General features: G+C 59.5%; 17 protein-coding genes and 2 tRNA genes. 6 read left to right on the forward strand and 13 right to left on the reverse strand.

The window, feature by feature from the left end; translation table 11 throughout:
- Positions 1-460 precede the first annotated feature (460 nt).
- From sdaAA to ACTQ1E_RS04560, 5 genes are all read left to right on the forward strand, one after another.
- A complete protein-coding gene (gene sdaAA, locus ACTQ1E_RS04540; RefSeq protein ID WP_441565013.1) occupies positions 461-2,068 on the forward strand; it encodes an L-serine ammonia-lyase, iron-sulfur-dependent, subunit alpha in 1,608 nt (535 codons plus the stop codon).
- A 416-nt stretch (positions 2,069-2,484) separates the two neighbouring features.
- On the forward strand, positions 2,485-3,942 hold the full coding sequence (locus ACTQ1E_RS04545) for a L,D-transpeptidase (RefSeq protein ID WP_441565015.1): 1,458 nt from the start codon (positions 2,485-2,487) through the stop codon (positions 3,940-3,942).
- Between the two features lie 129 nt (positions 3,943-4,071).
- Complete coding sequence (locus tag ACTQ1E_RS04550; RefSeq protein ID WP_441565017.1) at positions 4,072-5,505, forward strand: efflux RND transporter periplasmic adaptor subunit; 1,434 nt, start codon at positions 4,072-4,074, stop codon at positions 5,503-5,505.
- Positions 5,505-6,278, forward strand: coding sequence for an ABC transporter ATP-binding protein (locus ACTQ1E_RS04555; protein ID WP_427717357.1), 774 nt, complete (start codon positions 5,505-5,507; stop codon positions 6,276-6,278). The genes ACTQ1E_RS04550 and ACTQ1E_RS04555 overlap by 1 nt, the downstream gene beginning before the upstream one ends.
- On the forward strand, positions 6,275-7,489 hold the full coding sequence (locus ACTQ1E_RS04560; protein ID WP_441565019.1) for an ABC transporter permease: 1,215 nt from the start codon (positions 6,275-6,277) through the stop codon (positions 7,487-7,489). The genes ACTQ1E_RS04555 and ACTQ1E_RS04560 overlap by 4 nt, the downstream gene beginning before the upstream one ends.
- A 103-nt stretch (positions 7,490-7,592) precedes the next feature.
- Here ACTQ1E_RS04560 and ACTQ1E_RS04565 read toward each other — a convergent pair whose 3' ends face one another.
- The 10 genes from ACTQ1E_RS04565 to ACTQ1E_RS04610 form a co-directional block, all read right to left on the reverse strand.
- Positions 7,593-8,204: a TetR/AcrR family transcriptional regulator gene (locus tag ACTQ1E_RS04565; protein ID WP_441041102.1), complete on the reverse strand. Its 612-nt coding sequence runs from the start codon at positions 8,202-8,204 to the stop codon at positions 7,593-7,595.
- Between the two features lie 136 nt (positions 8,205-8,340).
- Positions 8,341-9,633, reverse strand: a complete 1,293-nt coding sequence (locus ACTQ1E_RS04570; protein ID WP_441565021.1) for a lysylphosphatidylglycerol synthase transmembrane domain-containing protein — start codon at positions 9,631-9,633, stop codon at positions 8,341-8,343.
- Between the two features lie 151 nt (positions 9,634-9,784).
- Positions 9,785-9,861: transfer RNA gene (locus ACTQ1E_RS04575), tRNA-Glu, on the reverse strand.
- Between the two features lie 22 nt (positions 9,862-9,883).
- A tRNA-Glu gene (locus ACTQ1E_RS04580) sits at positions 9,884-9,960 on the reverse strand.
- 226 nt (positions 9,961-10,186) lie between these two features.
- Positions 10,187-11,581 carry a CCA tRNA nucleotidyltransferase gene (locus tag ACTQ1E_RS04585; protein ID WP_441565023.1) on the reverse strand — a complete coding sequence of 465 codons (1,395 nt, stop codon included), beginning with the start codon at positions 11,579-11,581 and terminating at the stop codon, positions 10,187-10,189.
- A gap of 192 nt (positions 11,582-11,773) precedes the next feature.
- Complete coding sequence (locus ACTQ1E_RS04590) at positions 11,774-12,706, reverse strand: 1-phosphofructokinase family hexose kinase (RefSeq protein WP_427717343.1); 933 nt, start codon at positions 12,704-12,706, stop codon at positions 11,774-11,776.
- Between the two features lie 227 nt (positions 12,707-12,933).
- Positions 12,934-13,866: a 1-phosphofructokinase family hexose kinase gene (locus ACTQ1E_RS04595; RefSeq protein WP_154515554.1), complete on the reverse strand. Its 933-nt coding sequence runs from the start codon at positions 13,864-13,866 to the stop codon at positions 12,934-12,936.
- Positions 13,867-13,940: 74 nt separating this feature from the next.
- Complete coding sequence (gene ptsP, locus ACTQ1E_RS04600) at positions 13,941-15,644, reverse strand: phosphoenolpyruvate--protein phosphotransferase (protein WP_441565025.1); 1,704 nt, start codon at positions 15,642-15,644, stop codon at positions 13,941-13,943.
- A 133-nt stretch (positions 15,645-15,777) separates the two neighbouring features.
- A complete protein-coding gene (locus tag ACTQ1E_RS04605; RefSeq protein ID WP_022094575.1) occupies positions 15,778-16,041 on the reverse strand; it encodes an HPr family phosphocarrier protein in 264 nt (87 codons plus the stop codon).
- A gap of 529 nt (positions 16,042-16,570) precedes the next feature.
- Positions 16,571-18,580, reverse strand: a complete 2,010-nt coding sequence (locus tag ACTQ1E_RS04610; protein ID WP_441565027.1) for a fructose-specific PTS transporter subunit EIIC — start codon at positions 18,578-18,580, stop codon at positions 16,571-16,573.
- A 271-nt stretch (positions 18,581-18,851) separates the two neighbouring features.
- Between ACTQ1E_RS04610 and ACTQ1E_RS04615 the strand changes: the two genes are divergently transcribed.
- The gene (locus tag ACTQ1E_RS04615) at positions 18,852-19,709 is read left to right on the forward strand and encodes a MurR/RpiR family transcriptional regulator (RefSeq protein ID WP_427717331.1); all 858 of its coding nucleotides are present in this window, start codon (positions 18,852-18,854) and stop codon (positions 19,707-19,709) included.
- Between the two features lie 220 nt (positions 19,710-19,929).
- Here ACTQ1E_RS04615 and ACTQ1E_RS04620 read toward each other — a convergent pair whose 3' ends face one another.
- Genes ACTQ1E_RS04620 through ACTQ1E_RS04630 form a run of 3 tightly spaced genes read right to left on the reverse strand, consistent with a single transcriptional unit; the run spans position 19,930 to position 23,208 of the window.
- Positions 19,930-21,558: a DNA repair protein RecN gene (locus ACTQ1E_RS04620; protein ID WP_441565029.1), complete on the reverse strand. Its 1,629-nt coding sequence runs from the start codon at positions 21,556-21,558 to the stop codon at positions 19,930-19,932.
- On the reverse strand, positions 21,548-22,408 hold the full coding sequence (locus ACTQ1E_RS04625) for an NAD(+)/NADH kinase (protein WP_427728169.1): 861 nt from the start codon (positions 22,406-22,408) through the stop codon (positions 21,548-21,550). Before ACTQ1E_RS04625 ends, ACTQ1E_RS04620 begins: the two co-directional genes overlap by 11 nt.
- Complete coding sequence (locus tag ACTQ1E_RS04630) at positions 22,405-23,208, reverse strand: TlyA family RNA methyltransferase (RefSeq protein WP_441055045.1); 804 nt, start codon at positions 23,206-23,208, stop codon at positions 22,405-22,407. Before ACTQ1E_RS04630 ends, ACTQ1E_RS04625 begins: the two co-directional genes overlap by 4 nt.
- Positions 23,209-23,212: the final 4 nt, after the last annotated feature.

The following is a 23,212-nucleotide window of genomic DNA, read 5'->3' on the forward strand; positions in this document are numbered from 1 at the left end:
TCCAGCATCCTCTGGACCGTGTCCCGCTCGTGCCTCGTGAGCCTTCCGTAGGCCCTCGGGACCGCCCTTGCGGAGCCGCTCTTCTTCTTTCCGGACATGCCGTCCTCCGATCTCCCGGGGCCGGCCGATCCGGCCCTCAGGGTATCGGGTTCCCACATTCATCCGCACATGTACGGATGAATGTGGGAGGTGTTCGGATAAAGTTGATAATCAAGGCTGGGACATGGAATAGGTCACAGGCCGATATATTTTGCAGCAGAGCGACTCTAACCATGTATCCTAAGTTCCGGGGGCTTTAGTATTTGGTCGATCGCGAGTTCCGCACGAGCCGGAGGCCACTTAATGTGGCCTCCGTGCGAGCAGGACTGTCCGAGCAGGCGACCAAATACTAAAGCCCTCGGAACGGCGGGACAGCGTATGCCCCGCCCCTCGGGACGACGAGCCACGTAAAGGAGCAGCCATGGCAGGCAAGCCGCAAACACTAGCTACGACCTCGGCATTCGAGATCTTGGGCCCCATCATGGTCGGCCCTAGCTCTTCGCACACCGCCGGCGCCCTGCGTTGCGCCCAAGTTGCCGCCAGCCTGCTGGAAGGTCGCATCACCAAGGTCACCTTTGGCCTGTGGAACTCCTTTGCCCACACCTACCGCGGCCATGGCACCGACCGCGCACTCGTCGCGGGCATCTTGGGCCTCGATACCGACGACGAGAACATCAAGCAGGCCTTTGACCTCGCGCGCGAGCAGGGCCTCAGCTATCACTTTGACATTAAGGGCGACGACGCCTCCATCCACCCCAACACCGTCGACATCGACATGGTCGATGACACGGGCGCCACGGCGCAGGTCCGGGGCGAGAGCCTTGGCGGCGGCAAGATGCGCATCAGCCGCATCAACGGCGTCGGCGTCGATATCTCGGGCATGTATTCCACCCTGTTTGTGGCGCACCAGGACGTCCCCGGCGTTCTCGCCGCGCTCACGAACCAGCTCGCCTACGCACACGTAAACATTGCCTTCTGCCGCACCTACCGCACCGAGGTGGGCGGCCAAGCTTATTCCGTCTTTGAGACCGACGGCACCCCCGATGACATCGTCGTTCCCATGCTACGCATGCTCGACCATGTCGATTACGCCACCTTCATTGAGCTTCCCGGCTCGGCCTCATCGCTCTCTCCCGGCGTTTCCGCCAAGGAAATCTTCGACGATGGCGAACAGCTCCTCGACGCCTGCGCCGAACTGGGCCTCAACATCGGCGCCGTCATGGCCGTACGCGAAGCCCGCCTGACCGGCGAGCAGCACGCCGTCGCCGCCATGCGCCGCGTACTCGAGGTCATGCGCGAGGAGACAACGGCGCCCATCGCCGCACCGCAGCGCTCGCTCGGCGGGCTTATCGGCGGCGAGGCAAAACTCGTCGACGCCACATGCCGCAACGATCTGAGCACAAACCTGATGGGCGCCGTCCAAACCGAAGCCGTAGCCCGCGCCATGGCTGTGCTTGAGCGCTCTGCCACCATGGGTGTCATCGTCGCCGCCCCCACGGCCGGCTCTGCGGGCGTCGTGCCCGGCTGCGTGTTGGCGCTCGCCGACCATCTACAGCTCGATGACGAACAGGTCATGGACGCACTTTACTGCTCTGCCGCGATTGGTCTCAACCTCACCACAAGTGCCTGCGTCGCCGGTGCCGAAGGCGGATGTCAGGCTGAGGTGGGCAGCGCCGCCGCCATGGCCGCTGCCGCGCTAGTCCAGATGCTGGGTGGTACGCCCGAGCAGGCACTCGATGCTAGCTCTATCGCACTGAGCAATCTGCTTGGTCTTGTATGCGATCCCGTGGGCGGCCTTGTCGAAGTGCCATGCCAAAATCGCAACGCGATCGGCGTGGCGGCCGCATTTAGCTCGGCGCAGCTCGCCCTTGCAGGTATCAAAAGCCTTGTGCCCTTCGACCAGATGGCACATGTCATGCTCTCGGTGGGCCACGCGTTGCCGGCCACGCTGCGCGAAACGGCAAAGGGTGGCATCGCGCAGGCTCCGGCCGCGCTTTCGGCTTGCGCTAAATGCGGCGTGTGTGGATAAAGACCCGACCAAAACAAGAGGTGGGACAAATGTCCAACCTCTTGCCAATGCCACCGTTTCAATACCACAAACAACTAGGTAATCGCTATAATGCAAGCCCAGTAAAAACACGATGAGCCGCAAGGCGAAACTCGAAGGATATGCATACGATGTCGCAAAACGACCGCACTCAACTGATTCCCGATCCGCAGCAGCCTTCTAGGCCTACCGGCGGCGTTCAGTCGCCGCGCCCCATTACGCCAACGCATAGCACAAAGCATGGTTCGGGAAACACCTCACAGCGCCAGAACCCCCATGCGTATCAGCAGCGTCAGAGCAATAAAGCGACTAAGCACGCGCCTTCACACACGCAAAACCATCACAAGAGCCCCCGTGGGTCAGAGAACCACGCCAACGGGAAAAAATCCGGGGCCAAAATGACCCTTTTCGTTGCTCTGGGCCTCATTGTTGTCGTTTACATTGTTGGCGTTGTCGCATTTTCGCAGGTAGCCTACCCCAACACCACCATTGCCGGCGTCGACGTCTCGTTCTCCAACGCTTCGTCTGCTGCCACTAAGGTCAACTCGGCATGGAAGCACTATAAGCTCACCGTGACCGGCGATGACTTTAACTGGACCTATCAGCCCGAGTCCGATGAACCCATCGTCGACGGCGAAGCTGCCGCAAAAGAAATCATCAGCCGCAACGAAGCCTTTATATGGCCGGTCCGCCTTGTGGAATCCTTAAGCGGCAAGACCAAAACAACCGCTACCTCCAACGAAGTCGATCTTGAACAAGACGTCGACCTGTCCATGCTCTCTGACACCTTTGACCAAAAGAAGTTTGAGAAGGATCTGGGCGCAGCCATTGACGAGTTTAACGAGGGCCGTTCGGGCACGTTCGAGGCCAATAGCTCCTATGACGAGCAAGCCGGCAAGTTTACCGTCGAGAAGGCGCGCTCCAACGAAAAACTCAACCGCGAGCATGTCATTAAGTATGCCGAGCTCGAGCTTGCCTCGCTGGCCGAGACCGTAGATCTTTCCAAGCTCGGCAACGATGCCTATGAGCCGCTCAATGAAACGCTGACCAATGATCAGATTCAGGCCGCATGCGATGCCGCCAACAACTTCTTGGGCGTCAACGTCACCCTCAAGCTCAACGGCGAGGATGCCGGCAAGGTTGATGGTAGCTCCGTGTTGCAGTGGATCAGCTTTGCCGATCCGGCCAACCCAACACTCGATACGTCGCAGATCGGTAGCTGGGCAGCCGAGCTCGCCAATAGCTTTAATACCGTGGGCACTACCCGCTGGTGGACGCGTGCCGACGGCAAAGAATGTGCCGTCGAGGGCGGTGACTTTGGCTGGTCCGTCGATAGCGACGCACTCGCCAAGCAGGTCGAGGACGCCATTAACAACAAGCAGACCGGCGAAATCGAGATTAAGTACTCCCAGAAGGCCGACACCTATACCGCAAAGGGAGAGCCCGACTGGAAGGCGTATATCGACGTCGACCTGTCCGAGCAGCACGCGCGCTACTATGACGAGAACGGTAATATCGTTTGGGAAGCCAACTTTATCTCGGGCAAACCGGGAGAGGATGCCACCCCCGAGGGAGTTTGGCAGATCAATAGCAATGACGGCGCAAGCAAGCTCATCGGTGCCAAAGACCCAAAGACCGGAAAACCAAAATACGAAAGCCCCGTGTCATATTGGATGCCGTTTGAAGGCAACATGGTTGGTTTCCATGATGCAACATGGCAAAACGATCAGAGCTTTGACGACCCAAATTCGTACAAATGGTGCGGCAGCCACGGTTGCATCAACTTGCGTCTGGCCGACGCCAAGGCACTCCACGATTGCATCAACGTAGGCCTATGCGTGGTCGTGCACTCGTAGGGAAACACGCCTTCGCACAACGGGGAACTGACGCTCCAATCTAACAGTTCCGAAAGAATCCGCCATATGCGCCCGCTTCTCGCGACGGGCGCATATACTTATCGAAGAACTTTCTATAAAGGAGACGCCATGTCGAATGTCCCCACCATCACCCCGGGACCGAATGATACCGAGCGAGCGCCCGAGGGTGCCACCGAAACGCTTCCCCTCATAACAAACATGCGCGCCACACAGCAAAACGGCAGCACAAGCGATGCAACCGAGATTTCTGACGAAGAGGCCTACGCCAAGCTCAAGGCGAAGCGTGCCGAGCGTCGGCGCAAAAAGCTCATCCGACGCGGCATTGCGGCCGGCGTCGTGGCCGCCATTGTGCTCATCGCCGTTGTCGTAACCTTCGTCATTAACGCACGGCCCGCAGGTACCAACGGGCCGGTGACCGACATGGTCACCGAGGGTACATTTACGACCACCGTCGAGGCTAAAGGCCAGCTCAAGCCTATCTCGGCTTCGGTGGTCTCCCCTTCTGTCGACGGCACGGTGGCATCGATCAACGTATCAGCCGGCCAGTCCGTTAACGAGGGCGATGTGCTCATGACCATTAAAAATGACGAGCTCGATCGCAACGTTGCCGAGGCGCAGCGCGCGGTGGCGGCGGCACAGGAAGACCTCGCCAACGCGCAGAAAGCGGTAGCTGCCGCCCAAGCCGCTCCGGCGACTGACACAGATGCGGCAGGCGCAAGTGGCGCCAGCGGCAGCACCGGCACGAGTGCCGACTCGAGCGCCATCTCGAGCGCCCAACGTAACCTGGCCTCGGCCCAGGCGACCCTGGACCAGGCCAACGCCAAAGCCGCCGAGCGCACTGTGACCGCGCCCAGCTCGGGCAGCATCGTCGAGCTCAACGCCAAGGTCGGCGCCACGGTGACGGGCGGCATGATTATGGGCGAAGGCGATACGACCGGCGGCAAGCAGTGCATGCAGATCGCTGACCTCTCCAAGATGAAGGTCACCGTTCAGGTGGGCGAAAAGGATATCGCCAAGATCGCAGTGGGCCAGAGCGCCAACGTTACCTATCCGGCCTTTCCCGATATCGTGAGCCAGGGAACGGTCACGACAATCGCTTCGGTGGCAAACTCCGACTCCACCTACGGTGGCGGCGGCAGCGTGACCTATAACGTCGATATTTTGATCGACGCGCCCGACGCGCGCCTCAAGCCGGGGATGACCGCCGAGGTCTCGGTGGTAACCGAGCAGCTCGACGATGTGGTGATGGTGCCGACCATGGCGCTCATGACCGAGGATGGCGAGCACTATTACGTCAACGTGGCAACCGACGGTGAAGGCAAGGAGATGCGCCGCGTGAAGGTGACCATTGTGACGCAAAACGATAACGACGCCGTGGTCGGCAAGACGCAGGTCAAGCGCGACGACCAGGGCAATGAGATCAACGCAGACGTACCGGTTACCAAGCTGCGCGACGGCGACACCCTCATCGTGGACACCGGCGCAGGCATGACGGCCGACGGCGACGACTCTGGCAGCATGTCTGCCGACGAGGGCTTGTAATGCGTCCCGTCATCAACATCCGCAACGTGCATCGCATTTTTGAGAGCGAAGCCGGCTGCGCCCATATCCTGCATAACGTGAGCCTGGCAGTGAATCCCGGCGAATTCGTGGCCATTACCGGCCCTTCTGGCTCGGGCAAGTCAACGCTCATGAACATCCTGGGCTGCCTGGACAAGCCAACGGCAGGCGATTATTACCTGCAGGGCCTCAACGTGGCGGAGCTCGACGATGACGAGCTCACCGAAGTCCGCGCCCTGAGCATCGGCTTTGTCTTTCAGAGCTTTAACCTGCTGCCGCGCCTATCGGTCATCGAAAACGTCATGCTGCCGCTGTCGTACACCAACGTGCCGCGGGCTCAGCGTGAGATGCGCGCCGTTCATGCGCTGCAAGCCGTCACGCTGCCGGTCGACCACTGGGACCACCGCATCTCCGAGCTCTCAGGCGGACAGATGCAGAGGGTTGCCATCGCGCGCGCCCTCGTCAACGACCCGCCCATCATCCTGGCGGACGAGCCGACGGGAAACCTGGACTCCGCCACCGGAGCGCTCGTGATGGAGACCTTCCACAAACTCCAGGAACGTGGCAAGACCATTGTGCTCATCACGCATGATCCCGGTATCGCCGCCGAGGCCGACCGTGCCGTAACCATTCGCGACGGCCGAATCCACGACGGCGCGTACATCGCGCACGCACCGCAGACCCTGCACGGCGCCATTGATAACCTGCCCATGATTTCCGCACACGCCAATCCGACGAAAGGAGTGAAGGCATGAGCACGCGCGACCTTATCCAAGAAGCCCTTCACTCCCTCGAGGCCAACAAGGGACGCAGCCTACTCACCATCCTGGGCATTGTTATTGGCATCGCCTCCGTCATTGCCATGACCTCGCTTATCGGCGGTATCCAAAACAGCCTGGTCAACAGCCTGGGCCTCAACGCCGCGCGTATGGTGCAGATTTATTCGTCGCAAGAGCTCACCGAGTCGGACGTTGAGAATCTTCGCAAGATGGTGCCGCAGATCGAGCAGATCGGTATCGTGGACAGTGCCTATACCGAGTACAAGGCCGGTGACAAAAGCTATAACGTCATGGCGCAGGGCGTCGATAGCGACATGCTCGACGCAGTGGGCGCCAGCAAGCTCGTCGCGGGGCGCACCTATACCCAGGCTGAGTCCCAATCTGGCGCACGCGTGGCGCTCATCAGCCGCGGCGGCGCGGACCAGCTGTACGGCAACGAACAGGACGCGCTCGGCAAGACCATCAAGGTGTCGAACGGCGAGGTGCAGATTATCGGCGTTATCGACGGCGGCAGCGACTCCATGGGCTCACTCACGCTCTACATGCCGCGCGAGACCATCTCGGGCCTCTTTGGCGACGAGAACCCGTCTTTTCCCAGCGTAACGGCGCTCGCCGCCGAGGGTACGGACATGGATGAGCTGTGCGAGACGATTGAATCCAAGGTGCGCAGCATGAAGGGCATCGCGGATGACGACGAATATGACAGCGTGTCGGCGACCTCAATGAAAAGCGCCATCGACGCCCTCAACTCCTTTATGGGCGCGTTTTCGCTCATCATGGGCGCCGTTGCCAGCATTTCGCTGCTCGTGGGCGGTATCGGCATCATGAACATGATGCTCACCAATGTGACCGAACGCATCCGCGAGATCGGTATTCGTCGAGCCTTGGGTGCCAGCCGTCGCGATATCACCGCACAGTTTTTGGCCGAGTCTTCGGCGCTGTGCATCACCGGCGGTCTGCTAGGTGTCCTGATTGGCTACCTGCTTGCCTGGGGCCTAGCGATGTTCGCCGCGGGTTCCGGCGTGCTTGGCGAACTCGGTGCCAGCGGTACCATTACGCCGAGTTTTTCGATCGCCACGGTGCTGCTGGCCTTTGCAGTCTCCGTCGGCATCGGCGTAATCTTTGGCTTCTACCCCGCCCGCCGGGCCGCAAAACTCGACCCCGTGGAGTGCCTGCGCTACCAGTAACTCAATCCCCCCCTGAGTTGCGGTGAAATAGGGAGTGTTTTAGCCGTTAAAAGGCTATTCAGTCCTTATTTCACCGCAACTCAGAGGGGATAAGGCGCTAGTGCTATTCGAAACGAGATTCCAGACTCGATAGCCCGTTCAACGTCAGATTGTTAGCGACCTCCGAAATGCGCTCGATGGGCACCGAGCCATCGGAGAGTGCCCACGTGCGGTAAATGCCGATAATGCCCGAAAGCAAAAACGCCAGATAATAGTCGAACAGCTCGTCCTTTAAGCCATCGGGCAGCAGGTCGCGCTCGGCAATCTCGTGCTCGAGCGGCACACGCAAGCGCGTCATAAAATCGTCGAGCGGAATGTTTTCAATCAGCTGGCGATTGAGCACCAAATTGTTGCACAGCGCCTCGTTAACGGTTTTGAAGAAGGTCGCCGCCGCTCCGAGTGCTCGCTCGTTGGTGTTACCGCCCATAGAGGAAAGCGTCTTCTCGACTGAGTCGACAATCATCTCGACCACATCCACGGCAATGGCATCGAGCAAGCCGTCCACCGTGCCAAAGTGCACGTAGAAGGTCTTACGGTCGACATTTGCCTCGCGCGCGATGGCGCTCACCGTAATATCGGCGAGGGGCTTTTCCATCAGCAGTCGCTCAAATGCCGAAAGAATCGCATTGCGACTGCGAACGATACGGCGGTCAAGGCGCGGTTTAGTGGTGGCCATAGACGTGTCCCCTTCATGTCAACTGCCCACCTATAGCTCCTGTACAAGTGGGAGATAATCAACGTAAGAGGATTATCCTACATCTAGCATCGCAATGACGAGCATCATTAAGAACGCACGACTCACCAACTGGGCTCTAAGGCCGCTTCTTTTTATTGAGCGCCGCAGGGGAAACGCGGATACCGTCGCCAGTCTGACGAACATAGGTCTTCCGTGCCGGTTTAGAGGCCACAGCAGTCTTTTGAGCATGCTGATTGGGGTCCACGGTAACCTGAGAGGTTGGATGTGCCTTAACGGACGCAGAAGGCTTCTGAGGAGTGCGCCCGAGCTTGCACATCATACGGTCCCAGCGCGCATGGATACTCTCGTTATGAGCGCTCTTAAGGCCCAAAAGAGGGGCGGCCAAAATGGTAGGCGCGATAAAGGTGATCAGACGCCAAAGCAGATAGCCGGCAGTCGCTGCCGTGCCAAAAAAGTGACCCAGGAACAGCGCGAAGCCGCCCTCGGCACCACCAGTGCCGCCAGGCAGCGGGACGGCGGAACTCAACAGCTGTACAAAAGCACTCGCCGCCATGACCGAGAAAAAGTCAACGTCATACTGACCAAAGGCAAGCATCAAAAAATACGGAACCAGGTAGAAAAACGCCAGCTGCAACATGGTGATGACGACCGTGAGCAGCATGGACGAAAAATGGCCGGCAGAGAGTTTGAATTTCTCGGAGAACGAGTAGATCTCGCCATCGACAAAGGTGCGCCAGCCCTCGATCTTAGTAGCTGAAACGCCCATGCGCTCGAGCCAATTGATAATACAATGTGCGACGCGCGTGACGGTCTTGGGCATCAACGCCACGGCAAAGATGCCGAGAAGAATGCAGCAGTGGCCGCCAAAACTAAAGACGCAAAGCAGCGTCATGTCGCCATAGCGCTCGGCGAAAAACGACATGCGGGCGAGCAGCAGAATGGCACCCCATGCCACCAAACCAAACTGGTACACGATAAAGCGGGTGAACTGCGTGGCACCCGCTTCGCCCACATTTTGGCCGGCTTTGGTCAGGCGATAAATCTGGGCGGGCGTGGAGCCCATCATCATGGGCGTCAGGTTGCCAAAGAAGATGCCGCTCGCCTCGACCGAAATGAGGTCGCGGATGCCGACAGGCGAATTGGGATCGAGCCATACGGCAATCGCGTACGCCACGATGCCAAAAAACAAGTATAGGAACATGCAGAAGCACGCGGCAGCGAGCCACGGCGCCTGAACGCTAGCCATGGCGGCCCAGAACTGACCCATCTGACCGGTCACGACCAAATAGACGATATAGCCCACCAGCACAATGCCAATAAAGATGGCACCACGACGTGCGCTCTTGTTGTCATCGCCGCCCGAAACATCGACTTGAGGCTTTGGGGTATGCTGAGAGGACTCCGTCATGAGGCTCCTTCTGACCGTCAATGTATCTGGCCTATTGTACCCGTATGGGAGATAAGCAAAACGTAAAGCTATGGGGCAAATGGGATGAACAGACAAGCCCGCATGTAATAAAAAACCCGACCTTCGAAAAGAAGGTCGGGTATCCAAAACTTGGTAGCCCGTACCAGATTCGAACTGGTGATCTCCGCCTTGAGAGGGCGGCGTCCTAAACCGCTAGACGAACGGGCCATAAGCCTCAGCAGAAAAGAAGTGGTAGCCCGTACCAGATTCGAACTGGTGATCTCCGCCTTGAGAGGGCGGCGTCCTAAACCGCTAGACGAACGGGCCACATGACATCTGCACTGCCGTGCTGCGAGGACATATATTACGGGACAAAAAACGCGAACGCAAGAAGAAATTCCAAATTGGCCAAATTTTGTCGTGAGGTTATGGAACACACAGGTCAACCTGGTAGCTAATTTGGGACGGGGCTTTTTTAGCTACCCCTGCCAGAATCACGATTGTTCGTCCTATTGACAGCGGGGGTAGCTAAAAAAGCCCCGTCCCAAAAGAGCTACCCCAGGTTGAGGTGGGCCAGAAGGGCCTCGCGGGTGTTGGGGACGTTGTCTTCGATCACGGCGTCGAGGGCAACGTTGAGAAGCTGTCCCAGCTCAGGCCCCGGTTTGACGTCGGCGCGAATCAGGTCCCCTCCGTTGATGCCAAGCATCTTAAGCGTATAGGGCTCCCCCGCTTCCAACAGTTCGTGGGCGAGCGAACGCATCTCCTCGATCGTCTCGACGTAATAGAAGCACGACGGTGCCTTACCCAGCGTATCGGCACGCTTAAGGTCCATAAGCTCGTCAATCAAACGCGGTGTGTCGACGCCCTCACCCGAAAGCGAGCGCATCATATTGAGCAAACAGGAGCGCTCGGGGCGCAACGGCTTATCGTGATACCTGATAAGCAGACACACGTCGCGAACCAAATCGTGCGAAAGCGCCAAGCGATCCATAATAGCGCGCGCTTTCTTGGCACCAAGCTCAGGATGACCGTAAAAGTGGCCGCTGCCCGCATGATCGACCGTAAAGCAATCGGGCTTGGAGACATCGTGCAAAAACGCTGCCCACATTAAGCTCGACGAAGGCGCCACGCCGTCACACAGTGCCAGCTCCCCCGCTACCGTCAAAACGCGAGCGATATGCTCGTAAACATTAAAGGCGTGGTAGACGCTGCGCTGGTCAAACCCACGAGCCGGCGCAAGCTCGGGCACGGCGGCGCAAACAAGCTCGGGATAGCGTAGCATCGCGTCTCCCCCGTGACCGGTCGATAGAATCCCCTCGAGCTCGATGCCCACGCGTTCGCGTGCCACGGCATCGAGCAGCGGCGAGCACTCGGCAAGCGCCTGTTTGGTCTTAGGCTCGATCATAAAATCCAGACGGCAGGCAAAACGCACGGCGCGCAGCATGCGAAGCGCATCCTCGTTAAAGCGACGCTTGGGATCTCCGACGGCACGAATCAGCTTACGCTGCAGGTCGCCCTGGCCATCATAACGGTCGACAAGACCGCGCTGGGGATGCCAAGCCATGGCGTTAACGGTAAAGTCACGACGTGCCAGATCGTCCTCAAGCGACGCCGCACGCTCCACACTCTGGGGATGGCGACCATCGGTGTAAAAACCGTCCAGGCGATACGTCGTGACCTCAATACGCTCATCGTCACAAAGGGCGGTAATGCCGCCAAATTTTATGCCCGACTCAACTACCGCAATGCCGGCTGCCTCAAGCGCCGCCTTGGACTCTTGCCACAGGCCGCTACAGCACATGTCAACATCGTGGCTGGGACGTCCCATCAGGGCGTCACGCACCCAACCGCCTACGAACCAGGCCTCGAGACCGGCGTCCTCAAGCGCACGTAGCACACGCAGGGAGGCATCTGTGGGCTGCGTACCGTTGAGCGAAACATTACACATACCTATGGCCTCCTACGCTTGCAAGCGTTAAACGATGGTTCTCAAGCAGTCTAGCAAGAATCGAGCGTGAGCGCACATGAAATCACATCGTCGATTCGCGCGAACGAGACAGCAGAGCCCATGCGGCCAACAGATAAAAACACCCGCCTCGGAGATCCAAAGCGGGTGTTCGGCAACGATGTGTCTAAACGGTTAGCAGACCTGGCGAACGTCGATGTGCTTCTTATATTCGTCCACCTTGGCAAAATCGCCCAAACCAGGGCACTCGACCACGTTGGCACCGGTTGCCATCGAGAGGCGCAGGGCGTCCTCGACGCACTCGGGGGCATCGTGCCACACGGACAGGAAGGCGGCAAGCGAGGAATCGCCGGCGCAGACCGTCGAGAGCAGCTTGACCTCAAAGGTGCGTTTGGCAAACCAAATGTGCTCACCGTTGGAGAAGTACGCGCCGTCGCCACCAAGGGTCAGCAGCACATTCTTAGCGCCCTTGGCGTGCAGCTCAGCCATAGCGCACTTAACGGACTCGTCGTCGCCACCGCTCACCTTAATGCCAAAGATGTCGAGCAGCTCGTCGTCGTTGGGCTTAATGAGCAACGGCTCCATGGCAATGAGATCGGCCAGCTGATGGCTCGAAATATCGAGCACGAACTCGGCACCCTTTGCCTTAACACGGCGAAGAACCTCGGCCAGGAAACCCTCGGAGGTGTTGGGGGGCAGCGAGCCGCTAATGACCAGGCAGGTCATGTCGTCGAGCGAATCGATGAGCTCAAACATCTCCTGCTCGTTGGCAGCATTGATGGCAGCGCCTGCATTGACCATGTTGTACTCGGTATCGGGACCGGCGTTGAGGAAAACGTTGACGCGCGTGATGCCGTCAGTCCACACGGGCTTGACGGGCACACCCAGGGCCTCGGCGCCCTTGACGATATACTCGCCTGAGAAGCCGGCAAAAAAGCCCAGGATCGTGGTGTCGACACCGTAGTGATCGAGGGTGAACGAGACGTTGAGACCCTTGCCATTGGGCGTATAGACCGCGTTGCGCGTGCGGGTGACGGTGTTGGCGGAAAGTCCGTCGCAGGAAATGTTGTAATCAATGGCGGGATTTGCAGTGAGCGTGTAAATCATGAATGTTCCTTTCACAAAGCAACGTGATAATGAAAGTATATTCCACACCTTGTGAAAAGACCATAGCAACTCGGCGAACGGTGTAGAACGCGTGCAGGTCGCCAGAAAAGCAGCAAGGCGGGGCAAAAAAATCAGGAGTGCTTGCCCTGAAGCTCATTTGCAATTTACAAATAAGCGCCCCAGCCTAAACCGGGGCGCCATATGGTCAAGAATATGTAGCGTTTCGCTTACTTGCGATCGAGCTTGCGGACAGCAACGCGCTTACTATACTCATCGACGTGACCGAAGTCGCCGATGCCCACGGACTCGGCAACGTTGGCGCCGGTGGCCATAGCGAGCTTCATGGCCTCCTCGACGTTGTCGCGATCCCTGTACCACTTGTGCAGGAACGCAGCGAGCGTGCAGTCGCCGGCGCAGACGGAAGAGACCAGCTTGATGTTGAACTCACGCTTAGCGTACCAGATGTCCTCGCCGTTGGAGAAGTAAGCGTCGCCGCGGCTACCACGGGTGAGCAGCACGTTCTGGACGCCGGCATCGTGAGCCATCTTCATAGCAACGCGGACCTCGTCGTCGGTGTCGACCGGCACGCCAAAGATGGCCTTCATCTCGTGATGGTTCGGCTTGATGAGCAGCGGCTTCTTGTGAGCGAGCTCCTTGAGCTTGTCGGAAGACAGGTCCAGGACGACGTCGGCGCCACGAGCCTGAGCGTGATCCATGACCTGAGCCAGGAAGTCGGGCGTAGCTTTGGGAGGCACGGAGCCGGAGACGATCAGGCACTCAAGATCGCCCGCGGTGTCCAGGATGTTGTAGAGCTCCTTCTGGTGCTCCGGCGTAATCGGGGCGCCGGGGTTAAGGATGCCGTACTCGTGCTGGCCATCGTTGACATAGGTGTTGATACGCGTGATGCCGTCGGTCCAGACCGGGCGGCACAGGCAACCCAGGTTCATGACCTCCTCGACGATGAACTTGCCCGTGAAGCCGGCGAAGAAGCCGAGCGCGACGGTGTCGACGCCCATCTTCTTAAAGGCGAAGGACACGTCGAGGCCCTTGCCGTTAGCCGTGTAGCTGGCCGAGCCGGTGCGGACGTTCTCGTCGGGCTCGAGCGGAGAGCTCGAAACCGTCATGTCGACAGCCGGGTTAGCGGTTAGCGTGTAGAACATTTACAGTACCCCCTGTATATTTGAGGGCCACGCGGCCAGCCCATTCCAACCACGCGGTTACCTCTGATACCAAATTAGCGAGCGGCAGCCTCAAGCAGCGCCTTGACCTCTTCGGCAGTGTTGCAGGCGAGCGCCTTCTCGGCGAGATCGTCGCACTCGGCCTTGGTCCACTGGCTGATGGTCTTGCGGGCGCGAAGGATAGACGGAGCGCTCATCGAGAACTCCTCGAGGCCCCAGCTGATCAGCAGCGGCTCAAGCAGCGGATCGGCAGCGGCCTCGCCGCACATACCGACCATGATGCCAGCCTTGACGCCGCTCTCGATGATGTTCTTGAGCGAGCGAAGCACGGCGGGATAGTACACCTGGTACAGGTTAGAAATGGTGTCGTTACCACGGTCGGCACACATGGTGTAGCCGATCAGGTCGTTGGTGCCGATCGAGAAGAAGTCGGCGACCTCGGCCAGGCGGTCAGCGAGCAGCGATGCGGCAGGCGTCTCGACCATAATGCCGACCTCGATGTTCTCGTTGAACTTGCGGCCCTCTTCGGTCAGCTCGGACTTGCACTCCTCGACGAGCTCCTTAACGGCCAAGACCTCCTCGACGCAAGTGACGAGCGGGATCATGATCTTGACATCACCGAAGGCGCTGGCGCGCAGCAGAGCGCGGAGCTGTACCTTGTACTGGTCGGGGTTGGCCAGGCAGTAACGCACGGCACGGAAGCCCATGAAGGGGTTCTCTTCCTTGACCATGTGCAGGTACGGGATCTCTTTGTCGCCACCCACGTCGAGCGTGCGGATGATGATCGGAGCGCCATTGAGCGCGCTGGCAACCTTGCGATAGGCGTTGAACTGCTCCTCCTCGGAAGGAAGCTCGGCGGAATCCATGAACAGGAACTCGGAGCGGAACAGGCCAATGGCCTCGGCGTCGTGATCGAGCGCGTTGGGCACGTCATCGGGGTTACCGATGTTGCAGGCAATGATCTTCTTGATGCCATCGGCAGTCACGGACGGCTTGCCACGGAAAGCCTCGAGGGCTGCCTTCTCGGCAGCGAAAGCCTCGGCCTTGGCGGTGTAGGCGGCGAGCGTCTCCTCGTCGGGATCGGCCTCGACGATACCCTTGCCACCGTCGACGACAACGGTCATGCCGTTGCGCAGCGCGGTGCAGCTGTTGGCAACCGAAAGGACAGCCGGAATCTCGAGGGCGCGGGCGATGATCGCGGAGTGCGACGTGCGGCCACCGGTCTCGGTGACGATACCGGCAACGTGGGCCTTATCGATCGTGGCGGTCATGGACGGCGTAAGGTCGTGCACGACAACGACAGTGTTTTCGGGCAGGACGGAGAGATCGACGACCTCCTTGCCCAAAAGCTCGGCCAGAATACCGGTGCGGATGTCAGCGATGTCTGCCGCGCGCAGGCGGAACATCTCATCGTCCATGGACAGGAACATGTTCTCAAACATGGTCGAGGTGTCCATGAGCGCCTGCTCGGCGCAGGTGCCGCCGTCAATGGCGGCGTTGATGGCGTCGGTCATGCCCGGGTCCTGAGCCAGGACAATGTGTCCGCTCATGATTTCGGCCTCGGCCTCGCCCACCGTCTCCTTCATGTGGTCGGCCTGAGCCTGGGTCTTCTCGCAGAAGACCGAAAGGGCGGTCTGATAGCGCTCCTTCTCTGCTGCCGAATCAGCAACCTCGTGCGGCTCAAACGTCAAGTCGGGTTCGACGGCAACCATGACGGTGCCGATACCGATGCCCTCGGAAGCGTTGACTCCCTGATACATTCCTATTCCTCTCTCCGTGTCATGTGATAAAGCGTTTTGCCATATCCATGACAAAAGAGCGCAGTTCCCTTTAAACAGGTCACTGCGCCCCCAAATATGAACTTAGTTGTTCAACATGCGACCCGTTTGAGTTCTACTCGCCAAGACCGCTCTTGATGAGCTCGATGGCAGCAGCCAGAGCCTCGGCCTCGTCAGCGCCGTCGCACTTGACCTCGACCTCGGTACCGCAGGGGATACCGGCAGCCATGAGGGCCATCGGGGACTTGCCGTTGACCTCCTTCTCGGGGGTGACGACCGTCACGTCGCAGGCGTACTTGCCCATGGTGGAGGCGAAGAGGCCAGCCGGACGCATGTGAAGACCCTGAGGATTAACGAGGGTAGCCTTCTCAGAAACCATAATTGACTCCTTTTTTGTGTTTAACCCCTATCAGCGATGCGACAGGAGCCATATTCACGACGTTGATTATATTAACTCACATCAAACGGTTTTTCATTATGTTTCGCACGAATTGTTGGACAGATGTGTTTGTCGTCCGCTTGCTCGCCCACAGGGGGCCGGGCGCGGCCAGTGAGATTTCCTGCTCTACAGTCCTGCTCGCACGAAGAGCACATTAAGTGCTCTTCGGCTCGTGCGGAACTCGCGATAAATCTCACTGGCCGCGCCCGGCCCCCTGTGGGCGAGCAAGCTGCGGAAACTCGGTCGGTCCAGAGCAATATCGTGCGAAAGAAATTTTGGCTGAGTTTTTGTTCGCCTGGTTGATCTGGTTGATGGGGCTATCTATGCCCTCTTGTGAACTGAGGAGTATCCCTAACTGTCGGCAGGAAGGAAACGTCCCTCAGTACCGGGTTACTTGAAAAAAGGCGGGGACCCCTGATGGAGTCTCCGCCTTATATACAGGGGGCGATGTTATTCGCAAGCTGCGGGATTAGACCAGACGGGCATTGATCGTCTTAGCGATCTCGGCAGCGTCGGTAGAACCCTTAACGGTGGCACGGAAGCCCTCGTCCATGAGCGCCTCGGCGACCTTGGACAGGATCTTGAGGTGCGCGGTGCCGGCCTGGGCACCGGGGATGAGCAGGGCAATAGCCACGTTGACGGGAGCGCCGTCCATGGTGTCCCAACCGGTCACGCCAGAGTCGTCCTTGACGACGATGACGGCGGCCTCGGTAATGGCATCAGACTTGGCATGCGGAATAGCGAAGCCCTCCATCATGCCCGTGGTGCCCTCGGCCTCGCGGGCCAGGAAGGCGTTCATTACGGCGTCGGCGTCGTCAGCGATACCGGCCTTGACAGCCTGGTTGGAGACAAAGCTCAGGGCCTCGTCACGAGAAGCAAAATCCTCGGCGACAAAAACGTTCTCGACCTTCACGAAGTCGGAAGCCTCAGCCTTGGGGGCCTCGACGGCAGCGGCCTTGGGAGCCTCGACCGGCTTAGCGGCAGCGGCGGGAGCGGCCTTCTGATTCTTCTCGAAGTCATACTTCTTGAAAGCAACGAACAGGATGCCACCGACCACGGCGCCGATGAGGATCGCGAGGACCCACAGCGGACCGTTCTCGACAACGGGCAGGACCAGGAAACCACCGTGAGGCGCCGGATCGTGGACGTTGAACATAATGGTCAGGATCGAGGCGATGGAGGAACCGAGCATCATGATGGGCATGACGGGCCAGATGTTCTTGGTCATGAACGGAATGGCGCCCTCGGTGATGTGGGTGCAACCAAGGATGAGGTTGACGATACCGGCGTCATGATCCTCCTGGCTGAAGTACTTCTTGCCGACGATAACGGCAAAGGTGGTGATCAGCGGCGGAACGATGCAGGCGGCGGAGACGGCAGCCATGAAGTTGGTGCCGAAGTTATAGGTGTCGGTGCCGACACCGGCAGCCAGGGCCTCGGTGAGCATAGCGGTACCGGTGACGTAAGCAGCCTTGTTGACCGGGCCGCCCATATCAAAGGCGCACATGCAGCCAATGGCAAGACCCAGGACAACAGCGCCAGAGGCAGACAGACCCTTGAGGAAGTCCATCATGGCGGTGTTAATGGCAGCCATGGGGCCGGAGATGCCGAGCATGACCAGACCGACGATGGCGGTCGAGAACAGCGGGTACAGGAAGATAGCCTTGAGGCCGTCCAGGTTCTTGGGCAGCTTGGCAAAAACCTTCTCGAGCAGCAGGATGACATAGCCAGAGAGGAAGCCGCCGACGATGCCGCCCAGGAAGCCGAAGCCCACGCCGGCACCGCCGGCATCGATCATGCCGGTCTCGGCATTAACGGGCAGGCCCTGGATGGCGATCATACCGGCGACAAAGCCGGGAACGAGCGCCGGGCGCTTGCCGATGGACTCGGCGATATAGGCGGAAAGCACGGGAACCATGAGGTTCATGGCGATGCCGCCGATGATCTTGAGCATAGCGGCAAAGCTGTTGTAGTCGGCAGCCGTCGAGTCGAAGGACGTGATGCCCCACAGGAACGAAACGGCGGTCAGAACACCACCGGCAACGACGAAGACCAGCATGTGGCTGACGCCGTTCATGAGGTGCTTATAGATGATGTGACCGATGGACTCCTTCTCCTCGACCTCATCCTCGACATCGGCAGCAGCCGCAACCGTGTCGTCGCCCTTGGCGGCGAGAGCACGGTCAATCAGCTTGCCGGCAGCCTCGACGGACAGGGCCTTGGAAACACCGACGGAAACCATGGGCTTACCGGCGAAACGCTCCGCCTGGACATCCTTATCGGCTGCGACGACGACGGCCTTGGCACCGGCGATCTCACCCTTCGTGAGTTCGTTCTCGACACCGACCTGGCCATGGGTCTCGACCTTAATGGTCAGACCGCGCTCGGCAGCTGCCTTCTCCAGCGCCTCCTTCGCCATGAAGGTGTGCGCGATGCCGGTCGGGCAACCGGTGGCGGCGATGATGTCAAACTTAGCCATGTGTCCCTCCTTCTTGAGTACTGCGCCCGCGGGCGCTCCCCTACACGCGCTACGGTGCGCGTTTTTCCACACCTGAAAGATACCAAGCCACCGCTTATATGAGAAGCAATCCAGCCTATTTCTCCGGTGAAAGGTTCTTTCACAACCGTAAACGGTCGATGAAAGTTTACCATCAACTATTGAAACAGCAAGGTGTATCTTGTAATTGATTTCCCCGTATACTAGAGCGGCACACAACAAGACAGGTTTTAACGCCAACCAGGAGTCATCCATGTCCTATAGCAGCAAGAGCGCACTCTCCCTTATTAGCACGCACAAGGGATACAGCGAGTCCGAGCAACGCATTGTCGACTATATCCTAGAGCACCAGTCCGAGGCACCGCTCCTAACAGCCGCGCAACTCTCGCGCGCCGCCGCAACCTCCGAGGCCACCGTCTCGCGCTTCTGCCGCAAGCTGGGCTTTGGAAGCTTTCGCAGCTTTCAGTTTTCGCTGGCGCGCGATCTGGAGAGTCAGCGCAACGAGGGCCTGACAGACGAGGTCTCGCTCGATAATATGGAGCAGAGCCTCAAAAACATCCTCGCCGCAAAGGTCAGTGAACTCAATGCGACCATCGATGGCATTGATCACGATACACTGGCAGCCGTCGTGCACGCGTTTAAGAACGCAGGGGCTATCGAGTTTGCAGCCGTAGGTAATACCAACGCCGTTGCGCTTGACGCGACGTTTAAGTTTTCGCAACTGGGCCTTCGCTGTATGTCAAGCACCATCAGCGAGACCTCGATTGGTTTTGCGCTCACGTTGCGCCCCGGCGACGTTATCGTGCTGATCTCGAACTCTGGCAAGTCGCGTCGACTGAATCGCATGGCAAAAGCGGCTCGAGGCTGTGGTGCCACCGTAGTCGTCATCAGCAGCGACAGCAAGTCTCCGCTTGCTCGCCTAGCCGACTACACCTTTAATACCGTGAACCACGAGGCGCTGCTCACCACGGGCGACTTTGCGTTCTCCAAGATCAGCGCCACGATGATCATCGAGGTTATCTACAACTTCCTGCTGCCCGAAATCGAGGACGCCCGAGAGCACATCAGCTACTACGAGGAGCTTATCCAGCCGGATAAGGTCGTGGAATAGATATTTTGGCGAGCCGACAAACGCCACTCGCCACGAAACCGGTCCATCTACTACGTTTTATCAGTATGGCCCAACCACATACCGAAAATAGAAAAACCGCAGGCGTTCTACCTGCGGTTTTCTTTTTGCAATTCAAGGCGTGGTTGCCGATAGCCTATTAAACGTAGTAGATGGGCCGGTTTCGTGGCGGCCGGGTCGAACATACATGTAACGGCTCGGCCTAAGCACGCGCTTCCTCGAGCATCTGCTTAGCGTGCGCCAAGCTCGCCTCCGATTGATCGCCGCTCAGCATGCGGGCGATCTCTGCGGTACGAGCGTCCCCGGCCACCTCATCCAGATGGGTTTGGGGAACGTCGCCGGGCTCTTTGCTCACCACGTAATGTTTGTCGGCCATGACGGCGACCTGCGCCAGGTGCGTTACGACAATCACCTGATGCGTTGCGGCAAGATCTGCCAGAACGCTCGCAAGGGCGCGTGCAGTAGAGCCGCCAACACCGGCATCGACCTCGTCGAACACCAACGTATCCACGCCGTCCGCGTTACCCAAAACAACCTTGCTCGCCAACATGACACGGCTCAGCTCGCCGCCAGACGCAATGCGGCGCAGGGGGCGCGGCGTCAATCCGGCACCGCTACGATACAAAAGCTCGTAGCTCGAAGGACCCGCCGGCGTCCACTCGGCGCGCGGAAGATCGCGCGAGTCCCAAACGAGCTCGGCGCCGCCCATCTCCAGACGCGCCATCTGACGGCCAACCTCGTGGCAAAAGCGCGGGGCTGCCGTATTGCGTGCACGCTTAAGTGCCTTGGCGGCGGCGAACAGTTCGCGCTCCGCCGCGCCAAGCGCTTCGCGCGCCTTCTTAATCCGCTCATCACCATCGTCTACCAGCGACAACAGCTCTCGCGAGCTATCGCGCATGGCAAACACGTCGTCCATGGTGGGACCCCACTGACGCAAAAGTCCCTTAAGGTCGGAATACCGCTCGCGCATACGAGCCAGCTCGCGCGGGTCGAAGGCGACCCCATCTCGATAGGCACGCAGCTCGTTGGCACAATCCTCGAGCGAGATGCAGGCATCCGAAAGCGCATCGGCGATATCACCCAACTTGCGATCGACAGTAGCCATACGCGAAAGCTCCGCGACGGCACTGTTCACGGCATCGAGTGCTCCCCCTTCGGCAGCAAGCGACGCATGGGCATCGTTGGCCGTTGCCACCAACACCTCGGCATGCTCGGAGCGCGGCAGCAGCTCCTCGAGCTCCTCATACTCACCCGGCTTGGGGTCGACCTCGGCGATGCGCTCCAGAGCGAAGCGCGCTTCCTCGACACGACTCCCCTGCGCGCGTGAGGCCTCTTCGACGCGACGAACCTCTTTGGCAGCCGCGCGCGATGCCTTAAGGCAAGCACGATAGCGATCGAGTGCCTCGAGCGCCGGGCGCCCCGCCCATGCATCGACCATGGCAACATGATGCGCCGGGTCGAGCAGGCGCTGGTGCTCGTGCTGGCCGCAAAGATCCATCATCACGCCGACGCGCTCCGAAAGCTCACGCACGCTGGCGATGCGGCCGTCAATTTTTACGCGGCTGCGACCCTCGGCAGAAAGGCTGCGCTGCACGGTGAAGCCCTCCGTGTCGTGCGGGCCGTCAAACAGGCGCGCCTCGACGTTGGCAAGCGTCTCGCCCTCGCGCACCGTCGACGAATCCGCGCGTTCGCCCAAAATGAGCTTAAGTGCCGAGAGCAACGCAGTCTTACCGGCGCCGGTTTCTCCGGTCAGAACCGTTAAGCCCGCGCTCGGAACCAACGTCGCCTCGCGAATGAGGGCAATGTTGGTAACCTGCAGCTCATCGATCATGACGCACTCCGTAGAACACGCGGCTCACCGAGTTATAGAAGCTCTCGGGGCCGTAATCCAGCAGCAGTACATCGCCGGGACCGCGACGCACAGCCACGCTCTCGACCGTGCCATCGCAGGTAATAAACTGTCCATCGATGGCGATCGCAGGCACGCTCGGGCGGTCATCGGACATAAAAATCTCGACGACATCGCTTGGCGAGGTCAAAAAGGCGCGAGCCTGAATGGTATGTGGGGCGATGGGCACGCAAACCATGCCCGTGTAATCGGGACTGACGATGGGGCCGCCGGCGGAAAGCGCGTAGCCGGTGGAACCGGTCGCTGTCGAAACGACGACGCCGTCACCGCGCAGGCGGTCGATATGATGGCCGGACACCGTGATGTCGAACTCAACCATATCGGACAGGGGCCCGCGCGTAAGCGCCATATCGTTAAGGGCAAACGTGCGCACGACATCCTTCGTGCCATCTTCGCGCACCGAAACGATATCCGCGGCGAGGGTGGCGCGGCGACTCACATGGAGCTCACCGGAAAGGGCATCGCTCACGACCTGCAAAATATCGCGATCCTCGGGGCTCGCAGCCGTCAAAAAACCCAAATGACCATAGGAAAGGCCCAGAATGGGGATCTCGCGGTAGTTGAGAATGCGGGCGGCACGCAACAGCGTGCCGTCGCCACCGAGCGTAATGACCAGGTCGGCATCGTCAACATCGGGCGCACGCTGGATCTTGGAACGCTGATCGGCAGCCCATGCGACCTCGTAGCCCTGGCGCGAAAGCCAAAGCTCGAGCATCAGGCCGCTCTCAACCGCCTCTTGCTTGTAGTAATTGGGAACCAGAAAGACCTTCATAGCGTTGCAGCTTTCTCGCTCAAAGCCGTTACCTGTGATTGCAGCTCATCGTCGGCACGCTCGCCAGAGGCAAACCTCGTGCCGTACAGGAAAAACTCGACGTTGCCCTTGGCGCCATGGATGGGCGACACGCACACGTCGAGCGGGAACAGGCCCTTGGCGGCAAAGAGCTCAATCGCCGCCACAAGCGTATCGCGGCGGACGGAGGGGTCGGTCACGATACCGCCCTCGCCCACCAGCGCAGCCGGCGCCTCAAACTGCGGCTTTACGAGGGTGCAGAACGAACCCGAAGGCTTCAGGCACGCCAACACGGCGTCGATGATATTCGCGATACTCGTAAACGACACATCGCAGACAGCCAAGTCGATAGCGCCGCCGTAGCCAAGCTCGGGCAGTTGTGTCACGTTGGTGCGCTCATGGAGCCTCACGCGCTCGTCTTGGCGCAGCGACCAATCAAACTGAGCGCGACCCACATCGACCGAAACGACCGTTGCGGCGCCACGCTTGAGCAGGCAATCGGTAAAGCCGCCCGTGGAGCAGCCCACATCGAGGCAAGCAAGGCCCATGGGATCGATCCCAAACGCATCGAGCGCGCCCTCGAGCTTGAGCCCGCCGCGCCCCACGTAGGGAATACGGCCCTTCACGTGCAAGGGCAGACCGGGCGTCACCTTAAGGCCCGGCGAGGTCAAACGCTCGCCGCCACTCGAGACCAAGCCGGCCATAAGAGTGCGAAGGGCATCCGCGCGATCGGCGCAGATGCCCTGTGAAATCAGTTCGTCATCGAGACGCACGCGTTTCATGAAT

Origin of the sequence: Collinsella sp. LCP21S3_C7, assembly GCF_052118485.1 — a bacterium.
Taxonomy (GTDB): Bacteria; Actinomycetota; Coriobacteriia; order Coriobacteriales; family Coriobacteriaceae; genus Collinsella.